The sequence below is a fragment of the Micromonospora sp. RHAY321 genome, from assembly GCF_023896955.1.
GTDB lineage: Bacteria > Actinomycetota > Actinomycetes > Mycobacteriales > Micromonosporaceae > Micromonospora.
This window is the reverse complement of record NZ_JAMHIW010000004.1, coordinates 52,536-70,261: the sequence shown is the minus strand read 5'-3', so window position 1 is coordinate 70,261 and position 17,726 is coordinate 52,536. Positions and strand designations below refer to the sequence as shown.

General features: G+C 69.8%; 15 protein-coding genes and 1 tRNA gene. 11 read left to right on the top strand and 5 right to left on the bottom strand.

Going from position 1 to position 17,726, the window contains the following annotated elements; genetic code table 11:
* From M8C17_RS11425 to M8C17_RS11415, 3 genes are read left to right on the top strand one after another with little or no spacing between them, the layout of a single operon-like run.
* The gene (locus M8C17_RS11425) at window positions 1-1,332 is read left to right on the top strand and encodes an LLM class flavin-dependent oxidoreductase (protein ID WP_252416414.1); all 1,332 of its coding nucleotides are present in this window, start codon (window positions 1-3) and stop codon (window positions 1,330-1,332) included.
* Window positions 1,329-1,898 (top strand): flavin reductase family protein, encoded by a 570-nt coding sequence (locus M8C17_RS11420; protein ID WP_252416413.1) that lies wholly within the window; start codon window positions 1,329-1,331, stop codon window positions 1,896-1,898. Before M8C17_RS11425 ends, M8C17_RS11420 begins: the two co-directional genes overlap by 4 nt.
* Window positions 1,895-2,506 carry a malonic semialdehyde reductase gene (locus M8C17_RS11415; protein WP_252416412.1) on the top strand — a complete coding sequence of 204 codons (612 nt, stop codon included), beginning with the start codon at window positions 1,895-1,897 and terminating at the stop codon, window positions 2,504-2,506. The genes M8C17_RS11420 and M8C17_RS11415 overlap by 4 nt, the downstream gene beginning before the upstream one ends.
* A 6-nt stretch (window positions 2,507-2,512) precedes the next feature.
* Here M8C17_RS11415 and M8C17_RS11410 read toward each other — a convergent pair whose 3' ends face one another.
* Complete coding sequence (locus M8C17_RS11410; protein ID WP_210785538.1) at window positions 2,513-2,968, bottom strand: Rrf2 family transcriptional regulator; 456 nt, start codon at window positions 2,966-2,968, stop codon at window positions 2,513-2,515.
* Window positions 2,969-3,011: 43 nt separating this feature from the next.
* Complete coding sequence (locus tag M8C17_RS11405; protein ID WP_252416411.1) at window positions 3,012-3,962, bottom strand: AraC family transcriptional regulator; 951 nt, start codon at window positions 3,960-3,962, stop codon at window positions 3,012-3,014.
* Window positions 3,963-4,146: 184 nt separating this feature from the next.
* Here M8C17_RS11405 and M8C17_RS11400 point away from each other — a divergent pair, with 184 nt between their 5' ends.
* Complete coding sequence (locus tag M8C17_RS11400; protein WP_252416410.1) at window positions 4,147-4,923, top strand: glucose 1-dehydrogenase; 777 nt, start codon at window positions 4,147-4,149, stop codon at window positions 4,921-4,923.
* Window positions 4,924-5,038: 115 nt separating this feature from the next.
* On the opposite strand, the gene M8C17_RS11395 is transcribed toward M8C17_RS11400, so the two are convergent.
* Window positions 5,039-5,470: an SsgA family sporulation/cell division regulator gene (locus tag M8C17_RS11395; RefSeq protein WP_007457244.1), complete on the bottom strand. Its 432-nt coding sequence runs from the start codon at window positions 5,468-5,470 to the stop codon at window positions 5,039-5,041.
* Window positions 5,471-5,743: 273 nt separating this feature from the next.
* Between M8C17_RS11395 and M8C17_RS11390 the strand changes: the two genes are divergently transcribed.
* The 5 genes from M8C17_RS11390 to M8C17_RS11370 all read left to right on the top strand — a co-directional run bounded on the left by M8C17_RS11390 (window position 5,744) and on the right by M8C17_RS11370 (window position 9,754).
* Window positions 5,744-6,376 (top strand): TIGR02611 family protein, encoded by a 633-nt coding sequence (locus tag M8C17_RS11390; RefSeq protein ID WP_374558094.1) that lies wholly within the window; start codon window positions 5,744-5,746, stop codon window positions 6,374-6,376.
* Window positions 6,377-6,426: 50 nt separating this feature from the next.
* A tRNA-Val gene (locus tag M8C17_RS11385) sits at window positions 6,427-6,498 on the top strand.
* Between the two features lie 1,412 nt (window positions 6,499-7,910).
* Window positions 7,911-8,258, top strand: coding sequence for a PadR family transcriptional regulator (locus M8C17_RS11380; protein ID WP_252416408.1), 348 nt, complete (start codon window positions 7,911-7,913; stop codon window positions 8,256-8,258).
* Window positions 8,255-9,310 (top strand): hypothetical protein, encoded by a 1,056-nt coding sequence (locus M8C17_RS11375; protein WP_252416407.1) that lies wholly within the window; start codon window positions 8,255-8,257, stop codon window positions 9,308-9,310. The genes M8C17_RS11380 and M8C17_RS11375 overlap by 4 nt, the downstream gene beginning before the upstream one ends.
* Window positions 9,311-9,487: 177 nt before the next feature.
* Complete coding sequence (locus M8C17_RS11370; RefSeq protein WP_252416406.1) at window positions 9,488-9,754, top strand: hypothetical protein; 267 nt, start codon at window positions 9,488-9,490, stop codon at window positions 9,752-9,754.
* Between the two features lie 304 nt (window positions 9,755-10,058).
* Here the strand turns inward: M8C17_RS11370 and M8C17_RS11365 are convergent, their stop codons facing one another.
* Complete coding sequence (locus M8C17_RS11365) at window positions 10,059-11,057, bottom strand: hypothetical protein (RefSeq protein WP_252416405.1); 999 nt, start codon at window positions 11,055-11,057, stop codon at window positions 10,059-10,061.
* A gap of 225 nt (window positions 11,058-11,282) precedes the next feature.
* Here M8C17_RS11365 and M8C17_RS11360 point away from each other — a divergent pair, with 225 nt between their 5' ends.
* Both M8C17_RS11360 and M8C17_RS11355 read left to right on the top strand, forming a co-directional pair.
* Complete coding sequence (locus M8C17_RS11360) at window positions 11,283-13,880, top strand: right-handed parallel beta-helix repeat-containing protein (protein ID WP_252416404.1); 2,598 nt, start codon at window positions 11,283-11,285, stop codon at window positions 13,878-13,880.
* 109 nt (window positions 13,881-13,989) lie between these two features.
* Window positions 13,990-16,605: a right-handed parallel beta-helix repeat-containing protein gene (locus M8C17_RS11355; RefSeq protein WP_252416403.1), complete on the top strand. Its 2,616-nt coding sequence runs from the start codon at window positions 13,990-13,992 to the stop codon at window positions 16,603-16,605.
* Window positions 16,606-16,844: 239 nt separating this feature from the next.
* On the opposite strand, the gene M8C17_RS11350 is transcribed toward M8C17_RS11355, so the two are convergent.
* The gene (locus M8C17_RS11350) at window positions 16,845-17,624 is read right to left on the bottom strand and encodes an SDR family NAD(P)-dependent oxidoreductase (protein WP_252416402.1); all 780 of its coding nucleotides are present in this window, start codon (window positions 17,622-17,624) and stop codon (window positions 16,845-16,847) included.
* Between the last annotated feature and the right edge of the window lie 102 nt (window positions 17,625-17,726).

The following is a 17,726-nucleotide window of genomic DNA, read 5'->3' as shown; positions in this document are numbered from 1 at the left end:
ATGACCCGAACCCTGCACCTCAACGCGTTCCTGATGGGCGTCGGCCACCACGAGGCCGCCTGGCGGCATCCCCGCACTGACCCGCGCCGGGTCACCGACGTGCGGCACTTCCAGGAGCTGGCCCGGATCGCCGAACGCGGCACCCTCGACTCGCTCTTCCTCGCCGACGGGCTCTCCGTCGGGCCGAACCCCCGGCACAACATCCACACCGTCTTCGAACCGTTGACCCTGCTCGCCTCACTGGCCGCGGTGACCGAACACATCGGTCTCATCGCGACGGTCTCCACCACCTACAACGAGCCGTTCCACATCGCCCGCAAGTTCGCCTCGCTGGACCACCTCAGCGGCGGCCGGGCCGGCTGGAACATCGTCACCTCCGCGCAGGAACGCGAGGCGGTCAACTTCAACCGGGACAGCCACCCCGCGCACGCCGACCGGTACCGGCGGGCCGCCGAGTTCGTCGACGTGGCGATCAAGCTCTGGGACAGCTGGGAGGACGACGCGCTGGTCTTCGACACCTCGGCCGGGGTGATCGCCGACACCGACCGGGTGCACGAGGTGGCGCACCGCGGGCCGGAGTTCCAGGTGCGTGGCCCGCTGAACATCCCCCGAGGGCCGCAGGGCCGGCCCCTGCTCGTGCAGGCCGGCTCGTCGCCGGACGGGATCGGGTTCGCCGCCCGGTACGCCGAGGCGGTCTTCACCGCCCAGCAGACCCTCGCCGACGGCCAGAGCTTCTACGCCGAGCTGCGGCGGCAGGTCTCCGCCGTCGGCCGGGACCCCGACCTGGTGAAGGTCCTGCCCGGCATCGCCCCGGTGATCGGCGGCACCGAGGCCGAGGCGCAGGCCCTCGCCGCCGAGCTGGAGGAGCTGATCGTCCCCGAGTACGCGCTCGCCCAGCTCGCCGGCATCCTCGGCGTCGACCTGACCGGCCTGCCGCTGGACGGGCCCCTCCCGGAGCTGCCAGCCGGGGGTACGCAGGCCCAGCAGAGCCGCTACGAGCTCGTCACCGAGCTGGCCCGCCGCGAACGGCTCACCATCCGGCAGCTGATCGGCCGGCTCGGCGGCGGCCGGGGCCACCGCGTGGTCGTCGGTACCCCCGAGCAGGTCGCCGACCAGATCGAGCTGTGGTTCACCCGGGGCGCCGCCGACGGGTTCAACATCATGCCGCCGCACCTGCCCGGCGGGCTGGCCGACTTCGTCGACCACGTGGTGCCGGTGCTGCGCGCCCGGGGCCTGTTCCGCAGCGAGTACACCGGCCGGACCCTGCGCGAGCACTACGGCCTGCCCCGACCGGCCAGCGGGTACGCCGCACCGGTGCTGGTGCCGGCGTGACCACCGTGGAGCGTCCCCCGACGGACCTCGCCGACCTGCGGCCGGTGGATCGGGACCTGTTCCGTACGGTGCTGCGCCGGCAGGCCACCAGCGTCACCGTCGTCACCGCCGTGGCCCGGGCCACCGACCCGGCCTGCCTGGGTGGGATCGGCGCGCCGCTGCGGGCCGGGTTCACCGCCACCTCGTTCACGTCGGTGTCGCTGGACCCGCCGCTGGTCTCGTTCTGCCTCGGGGTCGACTCGTCGAGCTGGCCGGTGCTGGCCCGGGCCGAGCACGTGGCGGTGCACCTGCTCGCGGAGGGTCAGCGGGAGGCCGCACGGATCTTCGCGACCAGCGGCATCGACCGGTTCGCCGCGTACCCCGACTGGACGGCCGGGCCGTTCGGGGTGCCGCTGCTGACCGGAGTGCTGGCCCGGCTGCTCTGCCGGGTGGTGCACCGGGTGCCGGCCGGCGACCACAGCCTCGTGATCGCCGAGCCGCTGGCAGTGGGCGACGGCGGCGACGGCGCGCCGCTGGTGCACCACCGGGGCGGCTACACCACCGCCGTCCCGCCGGTGCCGGCGTGAGGGCACCCGCCGCGCCCGACCTGCTCGCGCTGGACCGGGCCGCCCAGGACCTGCTGTTCCGGGCGGCCCGCACGGCCAACACGTTCACCGACGAGCCGGTCACCGACGCCCAGGTCGCGGCCATCCACGACCTCGTCCGGTACGGGCCGACCGCGTTCAACGGCCAGCCCCTGCGGGTGCTGCTGCTGCGCTCACCGGAGTCTCGGGCACGGCTCCTGCCCCACCTTTCCAGCGGCAACCGGGCCAAGACGGCCACCGCACCGCTGACCGCGGTCCTCGCCGCCGACGTCGACTTTCACCAGCGGCTGCCCGAGCTGTTCCCGCACCGACCACACGCCCGGGACTGGTTGACCGACCCGGCGGCGCGGGCCGAGCAGGCCCGTTTCAACGCGGCACTCCAGATCGGGTACCTGCTGGTGGGCGTACGCGCCGCCGGGCTCGCCGCCGGCCCGATGGCCGGGTTCGACGCGGCCGGCGTGACCCGGGAGTTCTTCCCCGACGGCCGGCACGAGACGCTGCTCCTGATGAACCTGGGTCGACCCGGCCCGGACGCCTGGCACGCCCGCCTGCCCCGGCTCAGCACCTCGGAGGTGGTGCGGACCCTCTGACCGGGGTCAGCGAGGCTCCCACGCGTCGGGCAGGGCGGTGAGCTTGCGGACGTGGGCGGGCAGCCGGCCGCTGACGATCTCGGCGAGGCTCACCTCGTCGACGACCCGACGCACGGCGGCGCGCACCGCCACCCACAGGCCGGGCAGGTTCTCGGCCGAACCCTCGTACCGGGTCTCCTCGGGGCGCAGGCCACGGACCCCGGCGAGAGGTCCCTCCACGGCGCGCAGCACCGCGCCGACGGTCACCTCGCGCGGCGGGCGGGCGAGCGTGTAGCCACCCTCGGCGCCGCGCTGGGCGCGGACGACGCCGGCCCGGCGCAGATCGGCCAGGACCGCTTCCAGGAACTTGCGGGGCATGTCCTGCTCCGCGGCGATGGCCTGGGTGGACAGCAGCGACGGGTACGCGGTGGCGAGGCTGAGCGCCGCCCGTACCGCGTAGTCGCCGCGCGCGGAGATCTGCACCCTGCCATCATGCCCGCCTGCCGACGCTGCCCGGGCTCGCGGGCTACCAGGGTCGGGTGGCGTGACCGCCGTTGGCTGGTTCGCCGGGGGTGCCCGGTCGGAAACGCCCGCCGTTGGCGCTCGTCGGCTCCGCGGGCGCCCGTGGCCGGACCACCCGGCCGGCCGGCTGGTCGCGGGCGGCCCGGAACGCGCCGGGGCTGACCCCGACCTCCCGGGTGAAGAAGCGGCCGAAGTTGGTGGGCTCGGAGAAGCCGAGGTCCCGGCCGATCCGGGCGATCGGCTCGTCGGTGGCGGCGAGCAGCCGGCTCGCCTGCAACGCGACCCGCTCGTCGATGACCTGTTTGGCGCTGCGTCCGGTGACGGCCAGGCAGGCGCGGGTCAGGGTCCGCACCGAGCAGCCGAGCGCGGCCGCATAGTCCTCCACCCGGCGGGTGTGCTGGTAGCCGTGCTCCACGTCGCGGCAGAACCGCTGGAACGTCTCCATCTCAGCGCGCGGCGGAGGCCGGTCCGCGCCGGGCAGGGCCAGTCGCAGCAGGAGTACGGCGAGCTGGTGGCGGAGCAGCGCACGGGCGGCGGAGCTGTCGCCGTGCCGCTGGCAGTCCACCGAGAGCTGACTCACCTCGGTGATCACGGCGTCCTCGTCCTCGCCGGCCAACTGCCGCCAGGTCGGAGCGTCGGGGTCGACGTCGAAGCCGCGTAGCGCCTCGGAGTCCCAGGCGACCACGGTGGCGTCGAACTGCGGGCCGGCGCAGCGCAGCACCTGGCCGGCACGGACCCGCAGCAGCGTGCCCGGTCGGCACGGCAGCAGGTGGAAATCCAGCTCGGCGTCGCCGTGCCCACGGGTGGTGAGGATCAGCAACTCCTGCTCGACGAGCACCGGCCTACGCCAGCCCGGGTCACGGGCCAGGTCGGCCAGCGCGAACGTCGCTATCTCGTCGGGTACGGGTGGCGCCGTTCCGATCGGTGGCGCGGGGGAGGGACCGGTGGAGACCATCGCCTGCGACGGTAGCCCGAACCGCAGGTCACCGCATCCCGGACCTCGCCGCCCTCCGCGCCGGTGGGGCGCGCACGGGGTTGTGGTGATCCGGACGGCCGGGCTACGTTACCCGGCGGTAGTGCCGTTCGGTCCCGGCCGCCCGCCGGACCGGCGCACCCCGCCGACTCGCGATGGGATGGGCATGACGCAGCTGTTCTCGGTCGAAGGCAAGACGGTCCTGGTCACCGGCGGGTCGCGGGGGATCGGCCTGATGATCGCCCAGGGCTTCGTCCGGGCCGGCGCCCGCGTGATCATCTCGTCGCGCAAGGCGGACGTCTGCGAGGCCGTCGCCAAGGAACTCTCGGCCGAGGGCCGCTGCGAGGCCATTCCGGCCGACCTCAGCGACGACGCCGGCGCCGAAGGGCTCGCCGCCGCCGTGCGGGAGCGCTTCCCCCGCCTCGACGTTCTGGTCAACAACGCCGGTGCGACCTGGGGCGCGCCGCTGGAGAACTACCCGGAGGCCGCGTTCGACAAGCTCTGGGCGGTCAACGTCAAGGCCGTCTTCCGGCTGACGACCGCGCTGCTGCCGGCGCTGCGCGCCGCCGCCACCGCCGACGACCCGGCCCGCGTGATCAACATCGGGTCGATCGACGGCGTCCGGGTGCCGTGGATGGAGGTGTACGCGTACTCGGCCACCAAGGCGGCCGTTCACATGCTCACCCGCAGCCTCGCCCACCAACTGGCCAGCGAGCAGATCACCGTCAACGCGATCGCGCCCGGCCCGTTCGAGAGCAAGATGATGGCGTTCGCGCTGAACGACCCGACGAGCAGGGCCACCATCGAGCAGCAGGTGCCGCTGGGCCGCATCGGGCGCCCCGAGGACATGGCCGGCACGGCCATCTACCTGTCCTCGCGGGCGGGCGCCTACCTCACCGGCGCGGTCATCCCGGTCGACGGCGGCATCACCACGCACGGTTGAGCACCGGCCGCCCCGGGCGGGCGGACCCGCGTACCCCCCCAGGGTGTGCCGGAGCCGCGCGGTCGGCAGATCCGCGCGGCCCCGTGATGGCCGGTGTTGCCCGGTCGGGCGGTGGTCAGCGACCGGCGAGCAGTCGGTTCACCGCCGTGTCGACGTCCAGGTGCTCGGCCTCACGGCCGCGCGGGACGACGACGTAGGTCCGTCGAAGGAATCGCACCAGGACGCTGCGCGGCACCTCGAAGAGGGCGTTGCCGTCCGGTGACGAGAGGGCCAGCGCGACGAAGTCGCCGCGCGGGGTGGCCCAGGGCCAGACCCGGACATCCCCGATGCCGGCTGGCTCGTCCAGGCCGGTTACCAGCAGTTCGCGGGCGAAGGACCAGCTAACCGCCTCGCCACCCGCCGATTCGGCATGGAACAGGACATGGACCGCATACGGGTCAGCAGGGTCGTAACGCAGACTGGCACGCACCGGCAATGCGGTGGCGTCAGGCGCGACGAGCCTTAGCGACGTCTCGACCTCTACGGTCGTCGGTCGGATGACACTCATGGACGTTCTCCCCCCGGCACCGCTGCGGAACGCGCGTGTCCCGCTTTTCCCATACTCAGGTGCTACTCCTGGCTACGCTCCGCCATACGCTGACTTCACCCAGTGGTGGGAAGGGGGACGGAAAGGCCGCGTGAATGTGAGCATTCATGTAGGATTTCCGGTTCTGCCCAGTGCGTGATCCCGCCCGGCATCGGGTGGTTCAGTCGTCGACTTACTCCGGTAACGTCCAGTCGACCGTTGCAGTGACGGGCCCGAGCGACACTGGGGGGTGAAATGGTCACGAAAGGATCCTCAGTGGATCCGGCGACGGCGCCCGGCCCACCGAAAGTCGCGGTCGGAGTAGCCGAAAAGCGGGGGTACGGAGTGCCGATGGAGCAGCCCGAGAGGTCCGGTCGGCCGGCGTCAGACGCCGGACACGCCGGCGGTGATGCGCGCGCCGATGGTGAGGGTGCCGAGAGGCCCAGCCGTGGAGCCGGCGGCGTCCTCGTCGTGGCCGACCCACCGAGACGCCCGCGTTGGCGGGACCGGATCACCACCACGCTCGACCTGATCCGCGCCAACCCCACCGGCCGGATCACCCTCAAGATCGTCATTGCGATCGCCGGGGCACTGGTGGTGACGATCGGCATCGCGCTCATCCCGCTACCCGGGCCTGGTTGGCTGCTCGTCATCGCCGGCCTCGGCATCTGGGCCGTCGAGTACCACTGGGCCCGCCGACTGCTCGGCTTCACCCGCCGGCATGTGCACGGCTGGACGCAGTGGGTGACCCGACAGTCACTGGCCGTGCGAATCGTGCTCGGCTCCGTCGGCCTGGTCTTCGTGGGCACGGTGGTCTGGCTGTCGCTCAAGTACAGCCTCGGCATCGACGTGGTGGACGAGGCGATGCAGTACCTCGACGCGCGCTGACCCCGGATTTCCGGTCCGGTCCCACGATCGGGTAGAGTCATCGGCGCTGAGGGCGATTAGCTCAGTGGGAGAGCGCTTCGTTCACACCGAAGAGGTCGCTGGTTCGATACCAGCATCGCCCACCCTTAGTTTGTGCAGGTCAGAAGCCCGTTACCGGAGTGGTCGGTAACGGGCTTCGCCGTATGTGCCGCTTACATTGGTAGCAGATTGGGAGCAGCGCGGCTGGTTCTGGGTTCGGACCGCCATGGACCGCCCGGCTGAGTGACCTGCGTGCGGTCCCGAGCGGGCCTGCTGGCTGGTTGAGTAGTTGGGCCGACCGCTGCCGGTGCCGCGTGGCGAGAGGGTGTCCTCGGGTTATGGCTCATGGGTTGACTGGCGGCCGTGGGTCCGATGGTTGGCCCATTCGCCGGTCCACATTGCGAGGTCGTGTACCCAGAGCTCGGTGCTCTGCCGGGACTTGGCGGCCCACTTCGTTGCGTTCCGTGACGCGAACCGGTGACGCGGGTGAGGCAGCAGAGCTTCGTGCGCGGACTATGGAGGGCGTCCAGGTCTTCACTCGTCGGCCGTTGGGGGACATCCAACAGCGAAGTGGTGGTGCGGACAAACTGGAGCAGAGTCTTCGGCGGCGTTTGTCCGAAGCAGAATCTGCGGGGCGTCTGGTCAACCCGCATGACTTCGCGCTGTTGGCTGAAGTGTGCGAAGACAAGGGCAACCACGACGAGGCGGAGGCTTTTGCTGAGCGTGCAGCGTGCGCCCGGAGACGTGTCCGCTTTTGGGAACCTCGTCGTGGTGCGTGGCAACAGCGGCCAGGATCAAGAGGCGGAAAGATTGGCGGCGTGAGACGGACGCTGGCGGCAGGGATTGCCTGATGATCTTGGTCGATGCATATCCCGACGACCCCCGCTGGCAGCGAATTCGCCGGTTTGGCCTGGAGCCGGATGGCGGGACGGCCACGGATTGGTTCTGAGCTCGGTGGTGGACGCGCGCCGATCGACTCGACTCGCTCGGGGGTCGGTGTAACCCAGCCCAGGTGGCTGCTTGTGAGTGCGCGGATCTACAAGAGCGCGCACATCTGCCGCGAAGCGCTCGTCACCGAAGGTGACGTCGGCACCGGTCTGCGACGGCCGGACGTGCCGACGCGGTCGTTCTCGCTAGCTTCCGGCCCCGTTACGGATGGTCGTCGGCGCTGCCCGTGAATCCTCTCCAGCTCCGCCGCCAAGGTCACTGCTTGCGACTGGGGGCAGCGGCCGAACCCGTTGCGGGGTCCTGGGCAGTATGACCTGACCGCTGTATCCGGGACCCAGGACGATGGCCGCCCCGTTGGTGGGCGGGGCGCCGACGACGCTGCTCTCCACCGCCGGTATCGCAGGAGCGAAATCCGGCCCGCCCAGGTCTCCGGCGTCCGCCGCGTCACCGTCGCCCATGATCACTCCTTCTTGTCGTGGGCTCCGCGCATGCCGGGGCGCGGTGAACCCGCCGGCGCCAGCTCGGCCTCCGGCACACAACATATCTTGTCTTCCACTATATTAGGTGGATGAGTTCTCGGGCGATGACGGAACCAGCCTTCTTCATCCTCACCGCGCTGCTCGACGCTCCGCGCCACGGCTACGGGATCGTCGCGGAGGTGGCGGAACTGTCGCGGGGCCGCGTGCAGCTGAAGATCGGCTCCCTGTACGGGGTCTTGGACCGACTCGTCGGTGATGGCCTGGTCGAACTGGACCGCGAAGAGGCTTGGCAAGGACGTTTACGCCGGTACTACCGGTTGACCGAACAAGGCCGCGACGCCCTCGACGCAGAGGCTCAACGGCTGGCCGCCAACGCGCGCCTCGCCTCGACCCGGTTGCGCGAGCGGCGGAACCTGATCACGGGGACGCCGTCGTGAGCCGGCTGGAGGAGCGCTACCGGTTCGTTCTTCGGCTGCTGCCCGCCGCATACCGGCAGGAATGGGAAGACGACATGGTCGCCGCCTTCCTGGACAGCATGGACACCGGCGACTCCGAGACCACCGCGTATGTCACGGACTACGGCCGGCCGAGCCTGTCCGAGGTCGCCAGCATTGTGTCCCTCGCCGTGCGGTTGCGTCTCGGCGGGGCGGACGCGCCACCCCGCTCGTACGCCTGGGGGCAAGCCGTGCGACTGGCGACCCTGATGGCGATGCTGACCCACGCCGTCATGGTCACCGCCAGCATCGCCGTCACACTGTGGCTCTCCGGGAAGATCGCCTGGTTGCCGGCTCTTGCACCCGAATGGGCACTCATCCCGTCGGGGAGCATCTGGCACACCGCCTGGGACCTGGCCGGCTACGCATGGTTACCGGCCTACATTGCGCTCGTCCTCGGACACCGACGCGTGGCCCAGGCAGTCGCCCTGCTCGCCGTCGTGCCTCCCGCCATCACCACCGCCGTGCAACAAGCCGGTGATGTACCGCTGTCCGTGTCGCCCTGGGCGATGCTGCTCATCGACGTCGTCTTGCTACTCGCCATGGCGGCCTTTCACCACGGCGCCCCACCGGTGCCGCGCCGCCCCTGGCTCCTCGCGCTGCCGGTCGGCATCCTCCTCGTCCCCGTGCCGCTGTTCACCATCCAGGCGACCACACCGGCGCTGAGGCTCGTCGACTGGCCGGGCCTGTCCTGCGCGGCGGTTACTGCTGCCATGGTGATACACCTGGCCGTTCGAGTATCGCGTCGTCGTCCTCGCACGCTGCCGTGGTCGCTGGCGCTCACCCTGCTCGCCGTAGCCACGCTCGCCCTGCGAACCGCAACCCTGCTCGATTACAGCGACCAGGCACAGCACACAACCCTCGCCACGATCGCTTCCGTGCAGGCAATCGCCGTCCTGGCGGTGGGCGTACCGGTCGCCGTAGCAGCCATCCGGGCGTTGCGCCGACTTCCATCGATCCCCACCGTCTGCCCAAGACCCACCACACCTTCGTAGGACTCGCCCAACCTCGGCACCACCGGCCCGAGACGCAAGCCCCATCGGCCGCGCAGACCACAACGGAAAGCACTGTCATGCAGCCGCGATCAGCGCGCCCGCTCACCGGTCGCTGAACGACCGGATCTGCCGATGAGCGAATGTTCGGCGCGGCCGTAATGATCAAAGATATTGGCCATGAGCCACGAGCACCGCACCTTTCACACCCCTCCGTCGGCAACGCCCGACGATGTGCGGAGGGCTCTCGACCGCAACGACATCGTCGGGGCCACGGATGCCATGGTCGGATGCGCGTTGTACGGCGACGGCGACTGGAAGGTGTCGCAGGAGCTCTACCTAACCCTGCTCGATCACCATGACCACCAGGTGCAGGCGATCACGGAGTCAGGTCTGCCCTACATCGATGGCGGTCGCGTGGTTCCGCCGTGCCGGACCAGGAGTTAGTCCCGTCAGCTGAGACACCGATCCCGCCCGCGACGCGGTGGCCAGCGCATCCTCCGTGGTGACATTTTCGGCGGACCGAAGGCGTCACAGTCGTGGGTCGCACCGGCGCCGACGACGCCCTCCATTGTCGATGAGAGTGCACTCGATCTTGCGACGAGCGGACGGCTGATCACGGCACCGTTGCGGTGCAATTTCGCCGGGAGCTACCGTCAGCGGCGTTGTTGCCGAGGGTCTTCCATCACCCGGCATTTGGGCTTCATGCCGACCGACCTGGCGGGGCAGTGGCTCATCGTTCCGGGCGTCATCACACTGTTTTGCTGGCCCAGTAGTCCCGGTCGGGCAGTAGGACCCATTGGTCGGCGGGGCCGGTGATGCATCGGGCGTCGACAGGACGCAGGCCTGCGAACGCGCACGCGTATGCGGGGGCCTGCACCCGGTAGAGGTAGCTGAGCAGGACCATCTGGCTGGTGTCTGTGCTCCAGGCGGCACCGCCAGGGTGCAGGTCCCAGCCGATCGTCTCCCCACCACGGTAAATGCTGCCCTGGTTGCCGCTTTTCGGGTTCGCGTAGAGGCCGTAGGCGACGGTGCCGGCGGATAGCAGCCGACCGATCAGGGGTGTCTGAGGCTGGTATCCCCACGGCTGAGTGATCACGCAGCCGCCAGGCACGTCGGTGACGCCGACCAGTAGCAGATCGTCCATCTCCGAAAGCCAGCCCCAGTCGTCCTCGTCGCCTGGCTCGGGCTCCTCTTCGCCGTCGACGTCGTAGTGGGCGAGCAGTTCGTCCTCGGTCATCGGGGTGCCGTCGAGCCGGCGGACCGCCTCGATCGCGTCAATCCCGGCGACGCAGAGAAGCCCGATCCCGTCGTAGTAGTCGACCTGCAGACGTTCACCCAGCTCACAGGCCAACGCGACGGCTTCCCGCTCGGCTGGGCTCAGCTCGACACCGGCAGGGGCGGCGCCGAACAGGTCGGGTTCGGGGCCCGCGAGGCTCAGCCGACCGGGTGACCAACCGGCCATCATCGGCTGCCACGGGTCCGCACCAGCGGCCGCTAGCACCCGGGCGTTGTCGTGCCGCCGCGAGTGAACCGCCAGCCATAGCGGGGACCGGCCGTCCGACAGGCAATCGACATCGGTTGCCGCCGCGGCCATCGCCGCCACGACTGCGGGCGGCCAATGCTCCGCCGCGACGTGCAGGGCCGAGTCATGCCCGAGTGGCATGCAGGGGTCGGCTCCCGCCGCCAGACGAGCCCGTACCTCATCCTCGCCGCCGCCCCACAACGGCACGCCATCCCAGCCCGTCATGGCCCGCCCTCCCGTCGCCCGTCAATGCGGACGACGCTAAACGGCGCATACGACACCCTGCGAGAGATTGGCGATAGCTCCAGCGGAGCAAAGGCAGTCACGACTGACCGCGGCGGCCGAACGGCCGAGGGTGCCGACCGATCGGAGCTGATCGCATCGGTTGGCATCGCGTTACGCTCTCCCCCGCATGATCGACTTGCACGGGGGTGCGTGATAGACAGACGAATGGTGGCGAGCCTGGCGGTCGTACCGCTGCTGGGTAACGCGGGCCTGGTGGGGCTGGCGGCGCCCGCGGTGGCGGCGGCCCCCGCACCGGTCGCCCGAGCAGCTGCCAGTCCGACGAGCGAGCTGTACGTGAGCGGCAAGGACTGCGCGCCGGGCGCCAACGGCACCGAAGAGGCGCCGTACTGCACGATCTCGGCGGCGGCGGCCGTGGTGCAGCCCGGCCAGACGGTGCTGGTGCAGCCCGGCAACTATCCCGAGACGGTCACCTTCACCCGGTCCGGCACGGAGACCGCGCCCATCACCTTCCGTGCGGTGAACGCCTTCGCCGGGTGGGTCTACGTGGGCCGGACCAACGGGTCGGACGTCACCGGCACCATCTTGTCCCTCAACCAGGTCCACGACGTGGTCGTGGACGGCTTCGTGTTGTACGGGCATAACTCCAGCGCGTCGCCTGCCGTGGTGATCGACGGCTCGTCCCGGGTCACCCTGAACGGCATCGCCGTGCAGCAGGTGAAGGTACCGGCAGCCGTACGGGTGAGCGGCGCCTCCCACGACGTGACGATCAGCCGAAACTGGCTGATCAACATCAGTGACACCGGTAACGTCGCGCTGGCTGTCGAAGGGGCCGCCACCGGCACCAGAGTCATCGCCAATCAGGTCGCGGTCGGGCGGATCAGCGTCACCGACTCGCCCGGCGCCACGGTCACCAACAACACGGTGACCGCAGCGTGCGGCCCGGGAATCGACATCACCGGCACCTCGCCCGGCGCCGCCATCGAGAACAACATCGTCAAGCCACTGAGCCAGCAGGTGTCGCTGTGTAAGGCAACCGTCGGCGACGGCGCCATATCGGTCTCGGCGGCTTCGCTGCCGACGGTGGCCGACTACAACCTGATCGATCCGACCACGGGCATTGCCCCGTATGTCTGGGCGGGCACCAAGCACTCCACCGTGGACGCGTTCCGTGCCGCAACCGAGCAGGGCGGGCACGACATCGCCGCCGATCCGCTGCTCGACCTCCAGCGCGGCGGAATGCGGAGTTTCCTCCCCCTGAAGCCGGGCTCGCCAGCGATCGATTCGGCCAAAGCGACGGCACGCGGTGTGCCGGCAACCGACATGCTGGGCAATGCGCACGCCGACGACCCAGAGGCGGCCAACGCCGGCACAGGCAATGGTTACCACGACCGGGGCGCGGTCGAGCGGGTCGTCGGCTTCGACTGGTCCACGCAGCCCTTCCGCCAGACCATCGGCGGTGGACCGCTGGACGGGACCTCCCGGAGCATCAGTCAGTCGATCTGGCCGTCCGACGGCCCAGTGGGGATCTTCACCTACAAGTTCAGCGACTCGAAGTTCTACCGCGTGAGCCAATCTCCGGAGGAGACCCACCGGTTCCGCCGCGCGGGCCGGGCCTGCGCCTACGTCCGCACGAACTTCTCCGGCAACCGTGACGCCCCCGGCTCCATCACCAACCTCTGCACCGTTCTGGGGGCGCACTACACACCGGTGTCACCGACCCGGCTACTCGACACCCGCAACGCGGTCGGGGTAGGGACGAGAACCCCGATTCCCGCGAACTCCGACGTGATGCTGCCGCTCAGCAGCATTGGCGGAGTGCCCGTGGCGCGGATCAGTGCCGTGGTGTTGAACGTGACGGTGACCGAGCCGACGACGTCGGGCTTCCTGACCGTCTATCCGGACAGTGCGGCGGTGCCGAGCGCGTCGAACGTCAACTTCGTGGCCAGGGAGACAGTGCCGAACCTGGTCACCGTCCCGGTGGAGAACGGGAAGATTCGGATCCGGAACAGCAGCGGCGGCACCGTGCACGTGATCGCCGATCTGCAGGGTCAGTACAGCGCCGAGGGCCAGGGGTTCACCGCCCTCAACCCGCTGCGGGCGCTCGACACCCGTACCTCCGGGGGTGCTTTCCCGCCGAACACCACCCGGCAGTTGGACCTTGCCCAGAGGACCCCGGCGGGTGCCACCGCCGTCGTCCTCAATGTCACGGTGACCGGGCCGACGACGGCCGGCGTCCTGAAGGTCTTTCCCGCCGGTGACGCGCCGCCTGCCGCCTCGAACCTGAACTTCGTCGCCGGGCAGACCATTCCGAACCTGGTGACCGTCCCGATGGTGGGCGGCAAGGTGAGCATCCACAACGCGAGTTCCGGCAGCACACACGTCGTCGTGGACGTGGCCGGCTACTTCGGGCCGGACGGTGAGCTGACGTACGTGCCGAACTTTCCGGTTCGGATCGCCGACACGCGCGCCGACCCGAACCGGGGAAACCACCCCCTCGATCCGCGCGAGTCGATCACGGTCTATGGCAACTTCGCGGCTGGCGCGAACTGCTCCTGCCCGTTCGTGGCGGCGATGGTGGCGAACCTGACCGTCACCGCTCCGACCACGGCGGGCGTGCTGACCGCCTACCCGACGGACGAGGCGCGACCGTCGGCGTCGAACGTCAACTTCGCCGCAGGGGAGACCGCCTCTAACCTCGCCATCGTCGGGACGGGTCGCGGCACCACGCTCTACAACAACAGCTCAGGCACCACCCACGCCATCGTGGACCAAGCGGGTGTCTTCATCAAGCCGCTGTACTGACCGATCCGGTCACGGCGGCCACGCTTCTCGTCGGGGCGTGGCCGCTGTGTCGCGGAGGCCGTTAGGCGACTACGCCAAATTCGATCATCTTGCTTGCGGGGAGCGCTTTATGAACATCCGACGCTGGGCGTGGTTCGCGGTCGTAGCACTGATCGGCGGGGCGGCTCTGGCTGGGCCGACGGTACCGGCCGCAGCCGGTACCGCGCCGGCCGCACCGGCGGCCACGGCCGGTGATGAGCTGCACGTCAGCGAATCCTGGTGTCAGGGAATTGGCGACGGCAGCGTCCAACGGCCGTTCTGCACCATCTCGGAGGCGGCCGCAGTGGCCGGCCCAGGCCAGACGGTCCTGGTGCAGGAGGGGGATTACCACGAGAAGGTCCGGTTTACCCGGTCCGGCACGGAGTCCGCGCCCATCACCTTCCGGGCGGTGAACGTCAACTACCGGATGGCGCGGGTCGGTGCGTTTGGCGTGGCCGCCACGGCCGGTGCAAGCAGCCAGTCCATTCTTGACCTCACCGGTGTGCATGACGTGACAGTGGAGGGTCTAGTCCTCTTCGGGGTCGGATATGCCGACGCCGTCACGGTGCGGGATTCCGAGCGGGTCCGCCTTGACAAGCTCACCGTCCAGACCGGCAGCTACGGCCCCAGCGGTGTGCGGATCAGCGGCACGTCGAACCGGGTGACCCTGAGCCGAAGCTACATCTACAACCCGATCGGCGCGTCGGTGGCCATCGATCCGGGCGTCACCGACACGACGGTCACCGCCACCCAGCTTGACGGGTCCGGCCTGGTCGCGGCGGACGCGCCCGGCCTCACCCTCACGGGCAACACGTTCCACGTCGACTGCCGCCGTGGCATCGATCTGGCCGGCAGCTCGTCGGGTGCCTCAATTCGCAACAACATCGTCGTCACGACCCGCCAGCGCCATGTCTGCAAAACTCCGGCGGACGCCGTCGGCATCCGGTTGTCCGCCGCGTCGGCGGCGGGAACCAGCACCGACTACAACCTGTTCGACCCGACCAGCGGCGGGGCGCCCTACACCTGGGCGGGCACCGAACACCCGACCCTCGTCTCGTTTGTCGCGGCGACGGGGCAGGGCACCCACGACCTCTCGGCCGATCCGAAGATCGTCTGGGCCGGCGGAATGCACCGGATCTACCTGGAAACCACAGACGGTTCGCCGGCCCGGGACTCGGCTGATGCGAATGCCCCCGGTGTCCTGGACACCGACATGCTCGATGGGTCATTCGCCGACGATCCAGCCGTCGGGAACACCGGCACCGGAAGCGGATACCGTGACCGGGGAGCAGTGGAGGCTCAGGGGCCGGTCACCCAGGACCCGCTCCGCGTCGAGCGCAAGGTCGGCGGAGGCCCGTTCGACGTGGTCGCGCGGTCGGGTGTGCACTCCGCCTGGCCCGTCGAGAGGGTGCGGACCCAGTACGCCTTTCTCCTCGACGGCGAGAAATTCTGGCGGGTGAGCACCTCCGCCGCAGCGGAGTACACGCTGCGGCGGGCGGGTAACGCCTGCGTGCAGGTGCAGGCATCCCAGACCGATTTCCGGATGCACAGGTCTTACGAACAGCCGGTCTGCACCCAGGTCGGCGCGCGTTACGTACCGGTGGCGCCCACGCGGGTTCTGGACACCCGGGCCCGGATCGGGGTGCCCGACATCCGGCCGGTCGCCGCTTTCGGGCGGGTCGAACTGCCGATCGGCACCCTCGGTGGCGTCCCGAACACGGATATCAGCGCGGTCGTGCTCAACGTGACGGTGACCCAGCCGACGTCCGTCGGCTTCCTGAGTGTCTTTCCGGGCGGCGACGGCAGCGACGCGTCCAGCGTCAACTTCGTGGCGGGGGAGACGGTGCCGAACCAGGTCACCGTACCCGTCCGCAACGGGTCGGTCATGTTCTACAACGCCAGCTCGGGCACCGTCCATCTGGTCGCCGACCTCCAGGGCTTCTACGCCGCGACCGGTTCCGGCTACGCATCGACACCACCGACGCGGGTCCTCGACACCCGGGACGGCGGAGGAACCCCCGTCCCGGCCAAGGGCACGAGAGCCCTCGACCTATCCGGCCGGGTGCCCGCCACCGCGACCGCAGCAGTGCTCTCCGTGACAGTCACCGCGCCGACCACCAGCGGTGTGCTCACCGTCTATCCGTACGGATCGGCGGCGCCTACCGCGTCCAGCCTCAACTTCGTGGCCGGGCAGACCATCCCCAACCTGGTTACCGTGCCGGTGATGAACGGTCAGGTCAGCATCTTCAACAACAGCTCCGGTACCACCCACGTCATCGCGGATCTGGCCGGTTGGTTCAGCCCGGACGCGACCCACACGTTCGTCCCGATCACGTCGAAGCGGATCGTCGACTCCCGCTACGGCACCGGTCTTTCCGGCCGGGCTCCGGCTCCTCTCGCCCCTCGGGAGACCGTCCGGTTCGCGCCGTTCCGCAGCGATGTCGTCTGCAACCCGGCCTGCCCTGCCCCCGCCGCGCTGCTGGGCAACGTGACTGTCACCGCGTCGACCACGCCGGGCGTGCTCACCCTCTACCCCGGTGGTGGGCAGCGGCCCACCGCCTCGAACGTCAACTTCGTCGCCGGGGAAACCGCGTCGAACGCCGCCGTGGTCGCCGTGGGCTCCGGCGTCGACCTCTTCCACAACAGCGGGGGTACGTCCCACGTCATCGTCGACCAGTCCGGCTACTTCATCGCCGCCGCATCGTGACCTGATCTCTCCGTCTTCAGATCTACCTACCACGGCCATCGGGTAGAACGCCCATCCCTGCTCAAGGAATGGCGGGGCCGCCTTCATCATGCGGTCCGCAATGATCTGCGGGGGATGCCGTCGACGACGGCAACCCCCGCATCGTCGGGCGGGGTCACAGCGAGCCGGGCGCTGCGGGCACCCACAAAACCCCCGCTGTCAGGGCCTGGCTCGCGAAACACCCAAACCGTCTCCAAGTTTCATGCGGCTTCCTTCTGTAAAGCGGGGCCGAGGAGCAGTCCGCCGTCGATGACGTACTCGGCGCCGGTGACGAAGGCCGCGTGCGGCGAAATGAGAAACAACAGCAGCGCAGTGATGTCGGCGGGCTGCCCCAGCCGGGGGACGGCGAACGGCTCGGGCGAGTAGAAGTCGGCGATCGGGGCGGCGCTGCCGGCCGCCGGCTCGGTGATGAACGGGGTGGCGACAACGCCGGGGTGGATGGCATTGACGCGGATGTTGTCGCGGCCCAACTCAAGGGCAGCGGTCTGAGTGAGCCCTCGGACCGCCCACTTGCTGGCGACATAAGGCGCGTAGAAGGCAGTACCGCCGATGCCCATGGTGGAGGCGATGTTGACGATTGCTCCTCCCCCCGCGCGCCGCAGCGCCGGTGCGGCCGCCTTGATGCCGAGGAAGGTGCCGGTGAGATTGATGTCGAGGATGCGAGCCCACGTAGCCCGGTTGGTGGACTCGATGAGGGCCGGCGGGTTCTGCACCCCGGCGTTGTTGACCAGGACAGTGAGCGCACCGAAGGCCTTCTCGGTCTCCGCGACGGCGGCGGCCCACGACTCCTCCTGGGACACGTCGAGGCAGACGAAACGCGCCCCATCTCCCAACTCGGCGGCGAGGCCAGCACCACGCTCGGCATTGATGTCGCCGATGACGACGTTGGCGCCTTCGGCATGCAAGGCGCGAACGTGGCTGGCTCCCTGCCCGCCGGTGCCGCCGGTCACGAGAACGGTCTGATTGGCGAAGCGGGACAACAGATCCTCCGAGTACGTACGAGGGACGACAACCCGTAGAACCGGGTGGTGAGTCGCGCGACTCACCACCTTGACGCTACGCCGCCGAGAGTGGTGAGTCAA

Excerpts from the sequence above, each read along its gene's own strand:
- M8C17_RS11355 (WP_252416403.1), top strand. The coding sequence starts at position 13,990 with ATGAACATCCGACGCTGGGCGTGGTTCGCGGTCGTAGCACTGATCGGC.
- M8C17_RS11370 (WP_252416406.1), top strand. The coding sequence starts at position 9,488 with ATGAGCCACGAGCACCGCACCTTTCACACCCCTCCGTCGGCAACGCCC.
- M8C17_RS11425 (WP_252416414.1), top strand. The coding sequence starts at position 1 with ATGACCCGAACCCTGCACCTCAACGCGTTCCTGATGGGCGTCGGCCAC.
- M8C17_RS11390 (WP_374558094.1), top strand. The coding sequence starts at position 5,744 with ATGGTCACGAAAGGATCCTCAGTGGATCCGGCGACGGCGCCCGGCCCA.
- M8C17_RS11400 (WP_252416410.1), top strand. The coding sequence starts at position 4,147 with ATGACGCAGCTGTTCTCGGTCGAAGGCAAGACGGTCCTGGTCACCGGC.
- M8C17_RS11380 (WP_252416408.1), top strand. The coding sequence starts at position 7,911 with ATGAGTTCTCGGGCGATGACGGAACCAGCCTTCTTCATCCTCACCGCG.
- M8C17_RS11360 (WP_252416404.1), top strand. The coding sequence starts at position 11,283 with ATGGTGGCGAGCCTGGCGGTCGTACCGCTGCTGGGTAACGCGGGCCTG.
- M8C17_RS11395 (WP_007457244.1), bottom strand. The coding sequence starts at position 5,470 with ATGAGTGTCATCCGACCGACGACCGTAGAGGTCGAGACGTCGCTAAGG.
- M8C17_RS11365 (WP_252416405.1), bottom strand. The coding sequence starts at position 11,057 with ATGACGGGCTGGGATGGCGTGCCGTTGTGGGGCGGCGGCGAGGATGAG.
- M8C17_RS11405 (WP_252416411.1), bottom strand. The coding sequence starts at position 3,962 with ATGGTCTCCACCGGTCCCTCCCCCGCGCCACCGATCGGAACGGCGCCA.